At 38.7% G+C, this 16,333-nt stretch carries 18 protein-coding genes and 1 pseudogene; 5 read left to right on the plus strand and 14 right to left on the minus strand.

The annotated features are described in order from the left end of the window. Positions 1-63: 63 nt before the first annotated feature. The 5 genes and pseudogenes from PX700_RS00005 to PX700_RS00025 all read right to left on the minus strand — a co-directional run. Positions 64-213: pseudogene (locus tag PX700_RS00005) on the minus strand (transposase); the annotation flags it as partial. A gap of 171 nt (positions 214-384) precedes the next feature. Then, positions 385-747 (minus strand): hypothetical protein, encoded by a 363-nt coding sequence (locus PX700_RS00010; protein WP_479519475.1) that lies wholly within the window; start codon positions 745-747, stop codon positions 385-387. Between the two features lie 279 nt (positions 748-1,026). Further along, positions 1,027-1,551: a hypothetical protein gene (locus PX700_RS00015; protein ID WP_479519476.1), complete on the minus strand. Its 525-nt coding sequence runs from the start codon at positions 1,549-1,551 to the stop codon at positions 1,027-1,029. Continuing rightward, positions 1,551-1,898 carry a hypothetical protein gene (locus tag PX700_RS00020; protein ID WP_479519477.1) on the minus strand — a complete coding sequence of 116 codons (348 nt, stop codon included), beginning with the start codon at positions 1,896-1,898 and terminating at the stop codon, positions 1,551-1,553. The genes PX700_RS00015 and PX700_RS00020 overlap by 1 nt, the downstream gene beginning before the upstream one ends. Before the next feature lie 283 nt (positions 1,899-2,181). Next, positions 2,182-2,847 carry a cold shock domain-containing protein gene (locus tag PX700_RS00025; protein WP_479519478.1) on the minus strand — a complete coding sequence of 222 codons (666 nt, stop codon included), beginning with the start codon at positions 2,845-2,847 and terminating at the stop codon, positions 2,182-2,184. A gap of 460 nt (positions 2,848-3,307) precedes the next feature. On the opposite strand from PX700_RS00025, the gene PX700_RS00030 reads away from it, so the two are divergent. Continuing rightward, positions 3,308-3,925 carry a trimeric intracellular cation channel family protein gene (locus PX700_RS00030; protein WP_165728663.1) on the plus strand — a complete coding sequence of 206 codons (618 nt, stop codon included), beginning with the start codon at positions 3,308-3,310 and terminating at the stop codon, positions 3,923-3,925. A gap of 91 nt (positions 3,926-4,016) precedes the next feature. Here the strand turns inward: PX700_RS00030 and PX700_RS00035 are convergent, their stop codons facing one another. Both PX700_RS00035 and PX700_RS00040 read right to left on the minus strand, forming a co-directional pair. Beyond that, the gene (locus PX700_RS00035) at positions 4,017-4,520 is read right to left on the minus strand and encodes a DUF421 domain-containing protein (RefSeq protein WP_479519479.1); all 504 of its coding nucleotides are present in this window, start codon (positions 4,518-4,520) and stop codon (positions 4,017-4,019) included. A gap of 63 nt (positions 4,521-4,583) precedes the next feature. Next, positions 4,584-5,036 carry a DUF302 domain-containing protein gene (locus PX700_RS00040; protein ID WP_479519480.1) on the minus strand — a complete coding sequence of 151 codons (453 nt, stop codon included), beginning with the start codon at positions 5,034-5,036 and terminating at the stop codon, positions 4,584-4,586. Between the two features lie 200 nt (positions 5,037-5,236). Here PX700_RS00040 and gloA point away from each other — a divergent pair, with 200 nt between their 5' ends. The 3 genes from gloA to PX700_RS00055 all read left to right on the plus strand — a co-directional run bounded on the left by gloA (position 5,237) and on the right by PX700_RS00055 (position 7,530). Continuing rightward, the gene (gene gloA / locus PX700_RS00045) at positions 5,237-5,764 is read left to right on the plus strand and encodes a lactoylglutathione lyase (RefSeq protein ID WP_479519481.1); all 528 of its coding nucleotides are present in this window, start codon (positions 5,237-5,239) and stop codon (positions 5,762-5,764) included. Positions 5,765-6,067: 303 nt separating this feature from the next. After that, entirely contained in the window at positions 6,068-6,994 is a 927-nt protein-coding gene (locus PX700_RS00050) for a permease (RefSeq protein ID WP_415636125.1), read from the plus strand. Positions 6,995-7,128: 134 nt separating this feature from the next. Then, entirely contained in the window at positions 7,129-7,530 is a 402-nt protein-coding gene (locus PX700_RS00055) for an ArsR/SmtB family transcription factor (protein WP_415636126.1), read from the plus strand. Between the two features lie 233 nt (positions 7,531-7,763). Here the strand turns inward: PX700_RS00055 and htpX are convergent, their stop codons facing one another. The 6 genes from htpX to bioB form a co-directional block, all read right to left on the minus strand. Beyond that, positions 7,764-8,627, minus strand: coding sequence for a protease HtpX (htpX, locus tag PX700_RS00060; RefSeq protein WP_165741594.1), 864 nt, complete (start codon positions 8,625-8,627; stop codon positions 7,764-7,766). A gap of 282 nt (positions 8,628-8,909) precedes the next feature. Further along, positions 8,910-10,463 (minus strand): FAD-dependent oxidoreductase, encoded by a 1,554-nt coding sequence (locus tag PX700_RS00065; protein WP_479519482.1) that lies wholly within the window; start codon positions 10,461-10,463, stop codon positions 8,910-8,912. A 163-nt stretch (positions 10,464-10,626) separates the two neighbouring features. After that, positions 10,627-11,310: a dethiobiotin synthase gene (bioD, locus tag PX700_RS00070; protein WP_197175146.1), complete on the minus strand. Its 684-nt coding sequence runs from the start codon at positions 11,308-11,310 to the stop codon at positions 10,627-10,629. A gap of 45 nt (positions 11,311-11,355) precedes the next feature. Continuing rightward, positions 11,356-12,273, minus strand: coding sequence for a methyltransferase domain-containing protein (locus tag PX700_RS00075; protein ID WP_479519483.1), 918 nt, complete (start codon positions 12,271-12,273; stop codon positions 11,356-11,358). Further along, positions 12,270-13,427 (minus strand): aminotransferase class I/II-fold pyridoxal phosphate-dependent enzyme, encoded by a 1,158-nt coding sequence (locus tag PX700_RS00080; RefSeq protein ID WP_479519484.1) that lies wholly within the window; start codon positions 13,425-13,427, stop codon positions 12,270-12,272. Before PX700_RS00080 ends, PX700_RS00075 begins: the two co-directional genes overlap by 4 nt. 12 nt (positions 13,428-13,439) lie before the next feature. Further along, positions 13,440-14,480 carry a biotin synthase BioB gene (gene bioB / locus PX700_RS00085; protein ID WP_479519485.1) on the minus strand — a complete coding sequence of 347 codons (1,041 nt, stop codon included), beginning with the start codon at positions 14,478-14,480 and terminating at the stop codon, positions 13,440-13,442. A gap of 94 nt (positions 14,481-14,574) precedes the next feature. Here bioB and bioA point away from each other — a divergent pair, with 94 nt between their 5' ends. Further along, on the plus strand, positions 14,575-15,873 hold the full coding sequence (bioA, locus tag PX700_RS00090; RefSeq protein ID WP_479519486.1) for an adenosylmethionine--8-amino-7-oxononanoate transaminase: 1,299 nt from the start codon (positions 14,575-14,577) through the stop codon (positions 15,871-15,873). Positions 15,874-15,930: 57 nt separating this feature from the next. Here bioA and PX700_RS00095 read toward each other — a convergent pair whose 3' ends face one another. After that, the gene (locus tag PX700_RS00095; protein ID WP_479519487.1) at positions 15,931-16,329 is read right to left on the minus strand and encodes a hypothetical protein; all 399 of its coding nucleotides are present in this window, start codon (positions 16,327-16,329) and stop codon (positions 15,931-15,933) included. Between the last annotated feature and the right edge of the window lie 4 nt (positions 16,330-16,333).

Below are 16,333 nucleotides of genomic sequence, written 5' to 3' on the forward strand. Positions count from 1 at the left end.
ACAAAGGCTAGCCTCTAACTTCGAAAAGCGCAAAATTTAGGGTGGGTGTCTTGTTAATTTAAACTTATCTTCAACCCACCCTCGTCGATGCTCGTAAGATTGACCAGTAAAACGGTCTTCCCCACATAAAAATGCACGTCGCACGCACCGTGAAATACAGTGATAGTATTTTGTATCAACCAAACTTACTTGACGCTTTCTTGCAATTGCCATAAGACACCCTGCCTGTTTTTTACACTAAACAAAGGCTAGCCTCTAACTTCGAAAAGCGCAAAATTTAGGGTGGGTGTCTTGTTAATTTGTTTCAAATTTAGGGTGGGTGTCTTGTTAATTTGCTGTTAATTTGTTTCCATATATGTCATTGTTAATCTTTTTGCTTATTAATTAGCTTGTTAACAAGCTTACGAATGGAGCGCCATACCCCCAAACTAGTGTTCCAATGATAATAATATACAACTCTATTTTACGGATTTTTTTATTCAATTCTTCTTGTCCAGAATTAACAAGAGATTTGATTTCTTTCAATTCTTCAAAGTGTTGTGAACTGAGGTTTTCCGCAAGTTCGTTAAATGCGTCATTATGCTTATTTTCATAATATGCCGCGTAATCATGAAAAGCCATCCAAACACCATAAACTGATAATAATGCGCCAGAACGTTCAAACCATGTCCAATCTGAAGTCATTATACTCGGGGTAATTCCTAATAGAGCCAAAATAATTATTGAGATAAAATATACTTGAATCATAATATTGCCTGTTAACGAGCCTGTAGAGTTTCTATTTTAGAAAAAACAGCCTCATAATTTATTAAAAATTTAGCCTCAAATTGCGTTGCTACGTGAAATCTGAGGGAATAATCCACTAGAAAGTAAATTCTACGGGTTATATGAACACAAAAAACATCCGCTACTTTCCACTTTTGAGTAATTCTACAGCTTCACGCTTTGCTAAGCGGATAAAAACAGTTGGTTAAAATCGCGCAGCGATAACCAATTGTTTTTATCCATTTAAGCAACTTGTTAGAGCTAATTTTCATGTCGATGCCATTCTTTGTACATCTTCCAAATGGCTTCATAGTTTGAAGTAGACTCTGGATGCATCAATCTCTCGTAAGACATTCTTTTAGGATCACAAATATTCTTAATTTCGTTAATGTAAGCTTTCTTAAACCTAGTTTTATCTGTTTTACCATCAATACACTTACCACATGCATCTTCATAAGCATTTAAGTAACTTTCAGTTGAAGAACGCCAGCCATTTTCAAGAAACTCTAGATGTGGAAGCTCTTCTTCAGTAAGAGTTTCCTTTTTTCGTCCTTTTAGAAAATCTTGAATTTTAAAACCACAATCCTCCATGCGATTACGAGCATTCATAATCTGTTCTCTTAAGGATGTTTCTGTTTGACCAATAGCAATATTATTTGCTTTTTCCGCATTATTTAATGATTCTTTACTTGCACTTGAAGCTCTTGACGAGAAATAAATCGAGACAAACATACTTACTACAGCAATCCCTGCACTGCCTATTGCAATATAATCACCTGAATCCATTATTTCTTACCGCCTAACACATTTTCGATAACATCAGCTAAATCAGACAAATCATCATTACTTGCAGACTCAACGATGTTAAAACTTTTCTGGACAGTTGTCGGTAATCCAAGCTCTTGATCGACTTGCTCAATAATATTTCGCTTGTCAATATCACTGATAGGCTTATTGCTAGGAGTGTAAATTAACCCATCAATTTCACGCTTAACTTTTCTTAATTCGATTAATGTCTTCGAATTTTGTAGTTCTTGCGGTGATACTCTAGCTCTGCTAGTAAAACCATCAGATGCGATAGCATCTTTAATTTGTTTGGCGTAACCTCTTGCCAGTTCTTGAATTGTTGCCATTTAAAATTCCTTTGATAAATTTACGGTATTTAGCTCTAACAGCTTATTGAACCCCACTCTGGGTCTTATAACACCCCAAAACGGTGTGCATTACGTTGTTCGGTAATTAAACCAAACAACTCATTTATACAAGTAATAACAATAGCTACTCAGTAGCCTTTGTTATTTAACCCCAAAACGACTTTTAATAGTGTTATGGGACAAAACTCAAATCGCTGAATTTATACACAGCAATTAATTCTATTTTTATTTAACCAAACCTTTAACTAAACGGTTTATAAAATTACCACTCATTTTCAAACCTTTTATCCCTCTCACAAGGGTCACCATCCCTATCGCCATCCATTTTTGTATTAGGGCAATTATTAATAAAAAATACCGCGTCAGCTCTCGAATTCATTTGGCTGCAGTGCTGCCTGCCATCACAAGTAAAATTTTGTGTGTTTGGAGGAATAACTATTTTGGGGTATTTTTCATCAAAAGTGACTAAATCATCATTAGTGGCTAAATCGTCATTAGTAATAACAGGAGTTTGGCTGCTTGAGTGAGCGTTGTATTTATTAATCGCATAAAAGCAAAGTGCAGCAATAAGCGCTATTGAGGCAACTTTACCTAAAAAGCTATTGGCAAAATTAGATTTAGCAATACGGTGCGGCTTGTTATGGCTTGTATTAGGATGTGGTGCATTCGCCGTTTTATTAAATGTTGCATTAGCTGTTTGATGTGGTGCTTTAAGCTCTGTAACGCCTTCTATGCGGCAGTTAATTGCTTTGGTTTTACCGTCGGGCTGCGTTGCTACTTCAAAGTAAATAGTGTCGCCAACTTTAGGCTTGCGGCTCATGTGTTTGAGCGCTGATATGTGTATAAACGTGTCGTGTTCTAGAGTGTCTGATTTAATAAAACCAAAACCTTTGTCTGATTTCCACGACTTTAACAATCCTTTGTGCATATGTGTGCCTTAATAACCTGTAATGCTTAAACTGCGCTTTACGCTAGTTTCATTTAGTTAACACTTGTTATTATACGTCCCTAAATTAAAACCATGGAACTATTTATTCATATTACGTTAATTTTACGCTTTATCTATTAAGCTTAATTATTAAACTTAACTATTAAATTTAGCTATTAATTAAAGCGCTAAAACTAGTGCCCTAACAATGCTCATAGGATTAAAACCAAGTGGAAAATCAACCAGCTTTATTTTATGGCTAACGGATAAATGTCCTTTAAATTTTAATAATTAACCCTCAGCCCCACAGTGACTTAACAGGCTGTTTACACTGTGTTTTGTCATTAGTTATTTCTATCTGAATTAAGCTTTTTTAGTATGATTTCTCATTCGTTTTTTTGCTCATTTATCTATACAATCACTCCTTTATTTTTACGCACATATTTCAAGTGATTATCTCATGCTATTAACGATTGTTTATATTATTGGTATTACAGCAGAAGCCATGACCGGCGCACTTAGCGCAGGAAGAATGAAAATGGATTGGTTTGGCGTAGTGCTAGTAGCCAGTGCGACCGCAATTGGTGGTGGCAGCGTACGAGATATATTACTAGGCAATTACCCGCTTACGTGGGTTCAACACCCTGAGTATTTATTAATTACCTGTATAGCCGGTATTGTAACTACGTGGCTGGCTAAGTGGGTGGTTAAATTTAAAGGTATTTTTATGCGCTTAGATGCCCTTGGTTTAGCTGCATTTAGTATTATTGGCTGCCAAGTGGGGCTTAATATGGGCTTGCACTATGGTATTTGTGTTGTGGCAGCCATTGTTACTGGCGTATTTGGTGGCTTATTGCGTGATTTAATATGTCGTCAAGCGCCGTTGGTATTACACAACGAACTGTATGCGAGCGTGGCGTTAATTGTAGCGTGCTTATATTTAGCGCTGCATCATTACAATATTGACGACAACATAAGCATTATTGTAAGCCTAGTTGCAGGATACTTGATACGTATGGCATCAATACGCTTTAAATGGCGCTTACCTACGTTTAGTTTATTAGAACCGGCTAAATAGCTAAATAGTTATATGAGACAGGCTTGAATCTGCTAGGCAATAAAGCCTGTCCTCGTTTTATTACTCTTTAATACTCTTTATTATTTAATACTCACACTACATCGCTTAACGCGGTTTTAGAGCCGCTGTTATTGTGTGGCATTACGCTAAAGCTGCCGTCTGTTTCGAGCACAACTGCGGCGACCTCTTCTAGTGCAATAATACCTGCGCCTCGCACTGCAGCACGAATTTCTGACTTTGTTACCCGTTGCGATTTAAGAGCTGAATCACAATACTCGCCATTACTTAATAATAACGTGGGTTTTGCTTTTACAAGCGCTGCAAATTTTGACGAGCGCACACTAAACCAGGTAATAGCGTATTGAAGCCCTATTAATACTACAAAGGCTAGTATGCCCTCAGCTAACGGGACGCTTTTTGAAATAATAACAGACGCTAATATTGAGCCCAGCGCAATGGTGACTACAAAGTCGAACACATTCCACTTTGAAAGCGTACGTTTACCCGATACACGTAACCAAAACACCAGTGCTATATAACCCAGCACACCAATTATAAGTACACGTAATAACCCCTGCATGTCATCGTAAAACATAATGGCTCCTTTTCTATTTTAACGCTTAATGTAAGTGCTCGTTACTTGCTTACATTTTTTAATTTATTGCTTAACTGTAGTTGTTGCGAGTGTGTGTAATACTTTGCTTATTTTTTTAGCCGCTGGGCAATTTACAGCATTATGGCGCGCAGCTATATAAGTAGGATCGTTGTAACTTAACCACACTTGCGATTGTGCGTCTTCCCATACCAGTGCTTTTAGTGGTAAATCAATACCTATTGTTTGTGCGCACTGCATAAGTGGTGTGCCGCCTTTAGGGTTACCAAATATAAGAACCTCTGTTGGGCGTAGTTGTTGCTCTACTTTTTTAGCTCCGGCTGCGTGATCTATTCGTGCAAATATATTTAGCCCTTTTTGTTTTGCCAAATTCTCAAACTTATCCATAGTGGCTTTTGCACTTAATGGGCTTTTTACTGAAATTAGCCCCTCTACTGCGTTAGCATTTGTAATAGCAAAGAATAATGCGAGTCCAAAAATAATGTTTAGTGTTTTCATACTTTCTCCTTTGGATATAAGTAACTAAAATTTACAATTTTAAAAGTTAAATCGAAGAGTTTCACTTTACTATATTAAATTTACTTCTTACACGTTGAATTACTCTTGAATAACTTAAAGCGGTTTAAATTTATCTTACGGTTGATTATGATGGGTCAATAATTATTTATTCCGCTTTATAATTTTCAGTAAGGGTTACCATGTCTAGCTATAACGAATCTCCAGAGCAAATTGAACAAGCCACACAAGGCTATGTAATGCAGCAAACAATGTTGCGTATTAAAGATCCAAAGCCGTCTTTAGAATTTTACCAAAATGTATTAGGTATGAAGCTGTTAGGTAAGTATGACTTTCCTGGTATGAAGTTTACGCTTTACTTTTTAGGCTACGAACAAGAGTTGCCAGAAGGCGATGATAAAGCAAAAGCTGAATGGGTGTTTCGCCGCCCTGCGTTAATTGAGTTAACCCATAACTGGGGCACTGAAAACGACGACAGTTTTGAGGGCTACCACAGTGCCAACCAAGAACCTAAAGGCTTTGGCCATATTGGTATTAGCGTGCCCGACGTTTACGAAGCTAGTGAGCGCTTTGCAAAATACGATGTAGAGTTTGTTAAAAAGCCAGATGATGGCTCAATGAAAGGTCTCGCGTTTATTAAAGACCCTGACGGCTACTGGATAGAAATACTCTCTGCTGAAGGAATTACCGAGATTATTCTTTCTCAGTAGTTACTATTTATACCTCTTTAAAATAAGGCCCTCAAACATAGACTGTTTTAGGGCTAAATATGGATCAAAGCTATCCATTTTATAATATAAAAAGCAAATCAAATACTCTCTAACTTATTAATACTAAAGCCTTTAGCGTCATCTAGTATCTCTAATATATAAACCATTACTCTGATAAGCCTACTCTCTAAACTTTATAAAATAAAAAAGCTATATAAAAAATAAATAAAAGCACACTTGCACAAATGTGCTTTTATGATTATATTGCGCTTTCAAATTTAATTCTATTGATAAGAGGTTTTTGTGAATACTGAAAAAATGATGGTTGCACTCGATGAATTTATTCATGTTGGTGGAGGGCTGGTCATAATTATTGCGGCTGTTTCGATTCTGACTGGATTAATAAGAGAGTTTGTACCTCAAGACAAGCTTCAAGAAAAACTAACAAAACACGACAAATGGGGATCTCTTTTAGGCGCAAGCTTTGGCATGCTAACCCCTTTTTGTAGTGCTGCAGTGGTGCCTGTAACAATGGGAATGGCTTCAATGGGCACCTCATTAGGAACGATTTTAAGTTTTCTGATTTCTGCACCGTTATGTAATTTTATTGTACTTGCGATGATTTATGCTGCATTTGGATTTAAAGTAACGGCTATTTATTTGTTACTGACTTTTAGTGCCGCCGTTATAGGTGGATGGCTAATCTCAAAATCGCCATGGAAAAATGAAGTTCGACGTGGTGATGAACTTGAACTGGCTACAGGTGGTCAAAGTTGTAATGCGACTCCTAGCAATGGCACAGCTTCAGAGAGTACTAACTCTGATAAGTTTAAAAATGTTTTAAACTTTGCTTTATCTTTATTTAAGAGAATTATCCCTTATGTTTTATTAGGCGCATTAATTAGTGGTTTATCAGCAGCATATTTACCTTCTGAACTTGTTGAGAAATATGTAGGCGGAGGTGATTTACAATCAATAATTATTGCAGCTTTGATTGGCATTCCATTGTATTTACGAATAGAAATGGCTATACCACTTTTAAACATATTAATACTCAAAGGTATGGGAATGGGCCCTGCTATGGCACTTATTATTGGTGGAACGGGTGCTAGCTTACCAGAGATAGCGTTAGTATCAGCTGTCCTTAAAAGAAAGGCGGTATTTGCATTTGTTTTAATAGTACTTACCACAGCCATAACCGGTGGTGTTATTTTTCAATATATTCTTTAATCAAAACGCATCACTTATCTTAGTGATGCGTAATTAATACAGGACTCATTCTTACCAGAGAACTTTATTTAATATTCTGATATGATCTTCTGGATAAATATATTTTAAGTATTTCTATATTATAAGAAAGGTGCATGATGGATGAGAAATATATTGATGCCCTCAAGGCGTTATCAGACCCTACTCGTTTACGATTATTTTGGTTAGTTGTTGATGCTGGTCAGCGTATCAATGTTGCTGAAGCAATGGATATAATTGGAGATACACAGTATAACGTTTCGCGTAATCTTAAAATGCTCCATAAAGCAGGTCTACTTACTCTTGAGAAGCAAGGTAAGTGGGTTTACTACACGTTAAAAAATCAAACTGCCCCACACTGTGAAGCTTTAGTTAATTCAGTTAAGTTTTTACCTAAAGAAACCTTTAATGATGTAACAAAAAGGTGTGAATTAAGGTTATCAATGCGCGTTAATGGTGAATGTATTATTGGTGCTAACAGTGATGAGTGGTTGGCAACTATAGAGAAAATAAGCTAGAACAAGCCTAAATAACCTAAACTCTGGATAATAAATATATATATCGTCATGATTCAATATGTTAGTAAGTCTCAACCAAAGTTCGGGTTAAATAAGTAACGATTTTATAAATCAATATAAACAACTGTATATAAATACAGTACACTTGTTTTTAGTATTTTAACGTAAATATAAAAAAGCCAGCGGTTAAGCTGGCTTAGTATATTTACTAATTTACATAGTTACTTACATAGTTACTTACGAAGTGCGTCTATTCTCGCATCAAGCGGTGGGTGAGATGAAAACAGCTCAGCCATACCTTTACCACTTGCTATACCAAAGGCCATCATTGAACCTTCTAATTGCGATGGGTGGTTTTGCTTTAATCGCTCAAGCGCTGATCGCATTTTGTCTGCACCTACCAATTTAGCTGCGCCACTGTCGGCTGCAAACTCACGTTTACGGCTGTAGCTTGCAACCACTATGCTGGCAAGTACGCCAAATAATACTTGGAATAACATATCGAATAAGAAGTAAGTCCAGCTACTGCCGCCCTCTTCTTCATCGCTATTTATAAAGTTATCTACAATGCCTGCCAGTACTTTTGCAGCAAATATTACAAAGGTATTTACCACGCCTTGTATTAGCGTAAGCGTTACCATGTCGCCGTTGGCAATGTGCGATACTTCGTGGGCAAGTACAGCTTCGGCCTGATCTTGGGTCATGTTGTGCATTAAGCCTGTGCTTACTGCCACTAATGAGTTGTTTTTACTCGGGCCGGTTGCAAATGCGTTCATTTCTGGGCTGTCGTAAATTGCCACTTCTGGCATTTTAATACCTGCTTTTTGTGCTTGCGCAGATACCGTTTGTACAAGCCAGCGTTCTGTTTCATTACGTGGCTGCGTAATTACTTGTGCACCGGTTGATTTTTTAGCGATCCACTTAGACATAAACAACGAAATAAACGATCCACCAAAACCAAACACCGTGGCTATCAGTAAAATTCCGCCAAGGCTACGATGGCTCAAGCCCAGCGCGCTCATTATAATTGAAAGCACTACACCTAATACCAACATAACCGCTAGGTTAGTTAATAAAAACAAAAATATACGTTTCATATTGTCCTCACAAAAATAGATTTGATCACTAAGCGATTAATGCATTTGGAATTAAATCAGCTAAAAGCAATCACTGCGCCATGACACACTATGTCATAGCGTTAGTGCTATTCTGTGACAAACTATGTCATAACGCAAGGGTTATTTATGTGTTTATAAATATAATTTTATGAGGTAATAAAACAGCTAAGCAGCAAGGCTTATTGTTTTATATTTATTACAGAAAGCCTATAAATATTGTTTTAAATCAGCCAATTGAAACACAGTCTGTTAGTCCACTTTTTAAATGCTGTTGTTTACTAATGCCATTTCAACAGGAAATTTTCGCTCTTTGGCTAATACTTGAGCTACTTCGGTTATATCTGCATGGCTCGTTTTATTTAGATATGTCCATTGGTGGTTTTCACGATGCTTATTAATATCGGGCTGATTGCTCACTAAACCTAACTTTATAAACTCTGTAACAATTTCATCGGCTGCTGTAAGGGTTGATGACGCTTTTACATTTTCAGCACGCGCATAACTAATATGCGAATATAAGCTTAAATCGGCTACGCGCAAAGTGTCGTCATCCCCTGGTATTTGTTGGCCGCCAAACAGCGCATTGCTTTGTGTATTGGCATTTTTAAATGCAGGGACAAACTCGGCTACATAATCAATGGCCTTTTGGATGCGTGTTTGCAGTGCTGCTTTGTCCCAGCCATCTTCAATATAATGTAGGTACTTATTAGGTAGCTTAGGTTGTGCACTTATTGCTGTTGTATCTGCTAAGCCATCGTTAAATAGCGTAATGGCGTTGGTCATCCCGTGTATTTGAAAATACCCATTAGGGTAAGGCGTTAACTGCGCCATGCCCTCTGGTGTGCCTCGCTTTCCATAAATAATAATTTCGGGTATTTGCCCACCTGCGCCTTGCCAATGTGTAATGTAGGATGCTTTAAATTCAACCATACGCTTAACATTTACCCCTACCATGTCGTCAATAATGCCAGTTTGAAAGCCACACGCATTAATAAGGTAATCTACCTCAAGTGTTTGGGTAGTTGCGGATTGCGATGATTGGTATTCAATATTCCACTTTGATATTTGCTCGCGCGTATTGGTACCGTTAGTGTTTACTGGCGATACCTGTTTAACAAGTGTGTTTGTTAAAACATCAGCATGGTCGTATTGTGCCAGCGCTAATTGCGCACTGGCCGATAGCCGAAATATATTCCAGCCATATTCTTGCACCACTATAAGTGGGTATTTTATTTTGCTTAAATTTAAATGCTTAGCTACCGGTATCATCCATTCATCAAGCGTTTTGGGCTCTGTTACTTGTTGCTGATTTTTAAGCTCAAGCATTTGCTCACGACTATATAGCTGGTAGTAGTTATCGGGTTCACCTAATACTTTGTTTTTGGCGTCTTGCTGAATAAGTTCTTTGTAGGCTTGAGTTAACTTATCTAGCCTTGGTAGTAAATCTTCAGGCGAGTCGTCATCACGCGTAGGGACTGCAAATACAGTTGGCCTTACATCGATGGTGTAAGGATAAAGGCGCAAAATATCTATACATTGCTTAAGTAAATCTATGCAGTCTTCGTCGGGTATTTCACGGTATAAATTACCACCAGCATGCAAATGGCACATTGGTGGGCCATCAATTAGTGACTTTTTTTTCTCAAAAATGGTTGTTTGTATGCCCAAAGCAGCTAAACGAATCGCAATTGTTGCCCCCGCTGTGCCTCCACCTAATATGCCTACACGCGTTTTTGGTAAACGACGACCTAGTGCGTCCACTTCAGATTTTTGGTGCACATTTTGGGTGTAGTGTTTAATAAATGGGTGCGTCATGGTGTGAGGGCTGTCCTTGATGGCATTATCGTAAATGTAGGCTGCGGTTATTAGGGTTGATATGTGTACTAAGGTAGGCTATTTCAAGGCTTAAATGCAATAAATAAGCGCATGTATTTAATACAAAAACTGCTTTGTATTTAACAAAGCAGTATTTTAACTTTTAAGAATTTAGATCGAGAGTATTGAGTAAGCTTTTGTATATTTGTAGTTTAGGAGTTTGTTCGCTGTATGGGCTTATAGCCAAAATAGGAAATGGCAAACGTGCTTTAAGCGTATCAAGATTTGCTTGGTATTCTTCCATATTGGGATCTACTTGGTTTGCAATCCAACCAACACAATTTACGCCTAGGCTTTGCATATGGGCGGCTGTAAGTAAGGCATGGTTTAAGCACCCTAGCTTCATACCAACAACGAGTATGACTGGTAGCTGCTCAGCCTTTACCCAGTCGTATAAATAGTCGGTATTATTAATTGGTAGTGCCCAACCACCCGCGCCTTCGGTTAGTAGGTAATCAGCGCCTTGTTGTTTTACGTTTTGATACGCCTCGGTAAGCTTATCAACAGTAATGGTAACGCCTACTTGCTTAGCCGCTATGTGCGGTGCAATAGGTGGCGCAAACGCAAACGGATTAATTATATCGTACTTGGCACTAACGGTTGCGCTTTCCATTAGTATGAGCGCATCGGCGTTTACAAGCTGATCGAACGCCATTTCGCAGCCTGCAGCAAGGGGTTTATAACCAATAGCGTGTTTTTTATGTTGGGCAAGTAGCTTTAGTAGCAAGCTGGTAACGTGAGTTTTTCCGGCATCGGTGTCGGTGCCTGTTATAAAAAATTCTTTCATGCGTTGCCTTATGATCTGAATCTAAGTTTGGTTTAAGTTTAAGTTTTAACTTAAGCAATTAATCGCTTTTTTGTAATGGCTTTTTTCTAATGATAACAGCACCACATGATAAGACACACATGCTTTGTTGTTTATTAGCGGATACGCACTACATACTTTTTGTAGCGCAGATTTAGTAAGTAATCCACGGCGTGTATTACTGTGATTTTGCGTTGTAGCGCCAATGGCTTTAATCGATTTAATGGCTTGTAAAGGCGTTGGGTAAGTATCAGTATAAACCACTTTGTGCGCGCTGTTTATAACAAAACCTGCCTTTTGGACTGATTGGTTTATATAAAGCTCGCTATTGAATGTATTTATATGGCTGTTTGAATCGAGCGCTGCAAAGGCTGTTTTAATTTCATTAAGTGACCCTGCAATTACTGTACTTATATACGCTTTTCCACCGGGTTTTAAAGCACGGTAAAGCGATTGCATCAGCTTTTCAAAATTAGCTGACCACTGCACTGCAAAGTTACTGTAAATAACATCAACACTGTTTGCTTGTAGCGGTAAGTTATCCATATCGGCGCAAATACGTGGCGTGTTTAATGCGCTGCTTTTTAGCATGTTTATGCTTAAATCCATTGCTATAACACTGCCGAATATACTTTGTAATGAGTACGTATTAACAAGCGGACCCGCACCTAAATCTACACATACCTTGTTTTTATTGTGTTGCTGCGTGTTTATTAGTTCAACTAAATCACTTGCAGCCTGTTTTTGCACATTAGCATGGGCGCTGTAGCCATCGGCCGCTTTTGAAAACTTACTTTGTGTAGATTTTTTTAATGTATTGCTACTCACATTTTTATGAGTATTAACGCCATTAGGATCATTTTTTATAGCTTTAAGCGTTGTAGGCGTGTTTATATATTCCTGCTTTTGCACAGTGCTAGTATTGCTAAATTTTTGAGCAATCATGCAATTGCGCCTTTTAAGTGCTCAATAAGCGTGGTTATATCTTGCTTTGTATGAGCGGCAGTAAGTGTAACGCGCAAACGCGAGGTATTATGTGCAACCGTCGGGGGCCTAATTGCAGTAAGCCAAATACCATTTTGCTTTAGTTTTTCAGCCGCTTTTAAAGTATGTTCAGCACAGCCTAAAACAATGGGTTGAATGGCTGTGTTTGATTCCATTACAGCAATATTATGGCTGTTAGCGAGTTGCTTAAACAGTGCAATATTAGCATTTAGCTTATCGCGTTTATCATCAGCTGTTTTTATGCTTTTAATACGCTCAAGCGTGTGGCTTGCCATAAGTGGCGACATTGCAGTTGAATACGTGTAATCGCGATTAAATTGCAGCATGTAATCAATAAACTGTTTACTGCCTAGTACACACGCGCCACTACTAGCAACGGCTTTGCCAAAGGTAATTACTAAAATATCTGGAAGTGTAATACCCTCTTCTAAAAATGCTTCACAACTGCCAAGCCCTGTTTTACCCAAAACGCCAAAGCCGTGGGCATCGTCAATCATTAACCAGGCATTATGTTGCTTTGCCAAAGCGAGTAATTCTTTTAATGGCGCAGTATCGCCATCCATCGAAAATACGCCTTCGCTTATAATTAGCTTGTTTTGTGCTTTTGATTTTTCGAGCCGTGAGCGTAAGTGTTTTAAATCGTTATGATTAAAGCGCACTAATGCGGCGTTAGAGTGCATTGCACCGTCAATTAAGCTTGCATGATTTAACTTATCTTGAAAAATAGCGCTGTTTTGCGCAGACGCTTTGTCTTGAAACAACGCTTTAATTACGCTGCTATTAGCACTAAACCCTGAGTTAAATAACATACCTGCGCCATAACCCAATTGCTCACATAAATATTGTTCGAGCGATTTTTGCTGCGCTTGGTAACCTGTTACTAATGCAGAGCTGTGGCTGCCTAATGCGTGGGAGTCATAAAGATTAACAGCCACATCTCCAAAGCCTAAGTAGTCGTTACTGGCAAAGTTAAGGTAGGTTTTATTATTAACCGTAATAGTACGCGCGGTTGAATGCTCTACTACTTGGCGTTTACGAAGCAACGCATCTTGCAGGCGTGCCTGCAGATGCGTGTTTATAAAATCAAAAGGCATAGATATAAAAGCCTACGCTTCGTAAAACAATTTAGAGGTTGCTTTGTCGGCTACTTGCGATGAAAGCGAGGCTTCTACTGCTTCGTCTGAATAGTCGTGACGCTTTTCTGGGTTCATACCTAATTTTTTAATTAGGTTCATATCTGCATCAGCGTCTGGGTTTTCGGTGGTAAGTAGTTTATCGCCATAAAATATTGAGTTAGCGCCTGCAAAAAAGCACATTGATTGCATTTGCTCGTTCATGGCGTTACGCCCTGCCGATAAACGCACATAGCTATGTGGCATCATAATACGGGCTGTAGCAATGGTACGCACAAATTCAAAGTGATCTAAATCGTCTATGTTTTCAAGCGGTGTGCCTTTAACTTTTACAAGCATATTAATAGGCACGCTTTCTGGCTGTTGTGGCAAATTAGCTAGCTGCATAAGTAGCCCGTAGCGGTCGCTTGCTTGCTCGCCCATACCGACAATTCCGCCCGAACATACTTTCATACCGGCATCGCGTACGTGGTCAATGGTATTTAATCTATCTTGAAATGTGCGGGTTGATATAATTTGCTCGTAGTACTCAGGTGACGTGTCGAGGTTATGATTGTAGTAATCAAGCCCAGCGTCTCTAAGTTCATGCGCTTTTTCGTTAGTGAGTTTACCCAGCGTCATACAGGTTTCTAACCCTAGCTCTTTTACTTCTTTAACCATTTGCGAAATGTATGGCATGTCTCTGTCTTTTGGATCTGACCACGCAGCACCCATACAAAAACGCGTTGCGCCTTTTTGTTTTGCCAGGCGTGCTTGCTCTACTACTTTTTCTACTTCTATTAAGCGTTCGCGCTCTAAATCAGTACGGTAGTGCCCCGATTGAGGGCAATATTTACAATCTTCTGGGCAAGCGCCTGTTTTAATTGATAACAACGTAGAAATTTGCACTTCATTGGGATTAAAATTAGCACGGTGAACCGATGCAGCTTTAAAAAGTAAATCGTTAAATGGCATTTCAAATAATGCTTTAACTTCAGCGTGGGTCCAATCGTGACGAACAGGTGCAAGTTCCATAATACTCTCTTATTTTTTTCATAACGGTGATATTGGCTTAGTCTACGAGTTGAAGTACCATTGTCAACGAAGCCCACCAAGTTAAAGTTTACATATGAGCAAAAAGAATACGATTGACCTTGATTTTGATCGACAGCACATTTGGCACCCATATACCTCTATGACACAGCCAATTCCGGTTTACCCCGTTACCCACGCAAATCACAACATTATTCATCTTGAAACTGGCGAGCAATTAATTGATGGCATGGCCTCGTGGTGGAGCGCAATACATGGCTATAACCACCCTGTTATAAATAACGCGATGGTTGAGCAAATTAACAGTATGAGCCACATTATGTTTGGTGGTATTACGCATAACAGCGCAGTTGAGCTGTGTAAAAAAATAGTCGATATAACGCCGCCTAGTTTAACCAAAGTGTTTTTAGCCGACAGCGGATCGGTAAGTGTTGAAGTAGCAATAAAAATGGCGCTGCAATATTGGTTAAGCCAAGGTATTACTACAAAGCAAAAATTAATGACGCCCTACAAGGGCTACCATGGCGACACCTTTGCAGCCATGAGCGTATGCGATCCTGTTAACTCAATGCATAGCTTATATAGCGGCTTTTTACCTGAGCATATTTTTGTACCTGCACCGGTGAGTAAGTTTGGTAGCGAGTTTAACCAAGCAGAAGCCATCGAGCTTGAAGAATACTTTAAAACCCACCATAGCCAAGTAGCTGCATTTATAATTGAACCTATTGTGCAAAACGCGGGGGGGATGAACTTTTATCACCCCGATTACCTAGCCTGCGTACGCAAGCTTTGTACGCAATATAATGTGCTACTCATTTGCGACGAAATAGCCACAGGCTTTGGCCGTACAGGCAAATTATTTGCTGTAGAACATGCCAATATTGAACCCGATATAATGTGTATTGGCAAAGCCCTTACTGGCGGTTCAATGACGCTATCGGCCACTATCACTAGCGATAAAATAGCCATTGGCATAAGCGAAGGTGAAGCAGGTGTTTTAATGCACGGCCCTACTTTTATGGCTAATCCGCTTGCCTGTGCTGCGGCGTGTGCAAGTATTGATTTATTACTTGAGCAAAACTGGCAACAACGAATAAAGCAGCTAAACACCCAACTACAACAACTCAAAAAATGTAATGAACTAGATGCAGTTGCCGATGTACGTACCTTAGGTGCAATAGGTGTTGTTGAGCTAAACGATGCAACTGGCAATATAGATGTTGCTAAAATTCAGGCTTATTTTGTAGAGCAAGGTGTGTGGATCCGCCCTTTTGGTAAACTAATTTACCTTATGCCACCGTATATAAGTGATGATGCAAGTATAAAAACACTGTGTGATGCCATTTATAACGCAATTAACAACAAGCAGTATTAACGCTTGTTGTTAATTGATCTAAGCTCTGAATAATAAATCTACCTTACAGAGTTCAGACTAGTTAATGAAATGACTTAAACCAAGTAAAGCCAACCCTGCAAAAAGCCATATATAACCAAAGTTCTGCCAAAGCAGCGCATTTTTATAGACCCTCGATGGGTTGTCTTTATCAACCAACAATGTACACGACTGCCCTTGTTTGTATAAGTTAAATAAGGGCTCATCTAAGTCAACCACGACACTGTGCATATCACCATTAAAACGAAAACTAACCAGCATTGACTGCTGTTGAACGAGATCCAAAGGTAATACCCGCGTATTAACCACTGATGTAATTGTGCTAATTTCGCATACTCGCCAATGATGCTTTCGTATTTTACATTTCAACCATCTAAAAAATGGCAGTAAACCAGCACCAATAAAACACACACTCAAAATCAATAGTATATTCGTCATCAAT

This window comes from Pseudoalteromonas sp. TP27, from assembly GCF_056470645.1.

Coding starts and splice junctions, on each gene's coding strand:
- htpX (WP_165741594.1), bottom strand. CDS start 8,627: ATGAAACGTATATTTTTGTTTTTATTAACTAACCTAGCGGTTATGTTG.
- bioD (WP_197175146.1), bottom strand. CDS start 11,310: ATGAAAGAATTTTTTATAACAGGCACCGACACCGATGCCGGAAAAACT.
- PX700_RS00025 (WP_479519478.1), bottom strand. CDS start 2,847: ATGCACAAAGGATTGTTAAAGTCGTGGAAATCAGACAAAGGTTTTGGT.
- PX700_RS00055 (WP_415636126.1), top strand. CDS start 7,129: ATGATGGATGAGAAATATATTGATGCCCTCAAGGCGTTATCAGACCCT.
- PX700_RS00095 (WP_479519487.1), bottom strand. CDS start 16,329: ATGACGAATATACTATTGATTTTGAGTGTGTGTTTTATTGGTGCTGGT.
- PX700_RS00065 (WP_479519482.1), bottom strand. CDS start 10,463: ATGACGCACCCATTTATTAAACACTACACCCAAAATGTGCACCAAAAA.
- PX700_RS00030 (WP_165728663.1), top strand. CDS start 3,308: ATGCTATTAACGATTGTTTATATTATTGGTATTACAGCAGAAGCCATG.
- PX700_RS00010 (WP_479519475.1), bottom strand. CDS start 747: ATGATTCAAGTATATTTTATCTCAATAATTATTTTGGCTCTATTAGGA.
- gloA (WP_479519481.1), top strand. CDS start 5,237: ATGTCTAGCTATAACGAATCTCCAGAGCAAATTGAACAAGCCACACAA.
- PX700_RS00080 (WP_479519484.1), bottom strand. CDS start 13,427: ATGCCTTTTGATTTTATAAACACGCATCTGCAGGCACGCCTGCAAGAT.
- PX700_RS00020 (WP_479519477.1), bottom strand. CDS start 1,898: ATGGCAACAATTCAAGAACTGGCAAGAGGTTACGCCAAACAAATTAAA.
- PX700_RS00035 (WP_479519479.1), bottom strand. CDS start 4,520: ATGTTTTACGATGACATGCAGGGGTTATTACGTGTACTTATAATTGGT.
- PX700_RS00015 (WP_479519476.1), bottom strand. CDS start 1,551: ATGGATTCAGGTGATTATATTGCAATAGGCAGTGCAGGGATTGCTGTA.
- PX700_RS00075 (WP_479519483.1), bottom strand. CDS start 12,273: ATGATTGCTCAAAAATTTAGCAATACTAGCACTGTGCAAAAGCAGGAA.
- bioB (WP_479519485.1), bottom strand. CDS start 14,480: ATGGAACTTGCACCTGTTCGTCACGATTGGACCCACGCTGAAGTTAAA.
- bioA (WP_479519486.1), top strand. CDS start 14,575: ATGAGCAAAAAGAATACGATTGACCTTGATTTTGATCGACAGCACATT.
- PX700_RS00040 (WP_479519480.1), bottom strand. CDS start 5,036: ATGAAAACACTAAACATTATTTTTGGACTCGCATTATTCTTTGCTATT.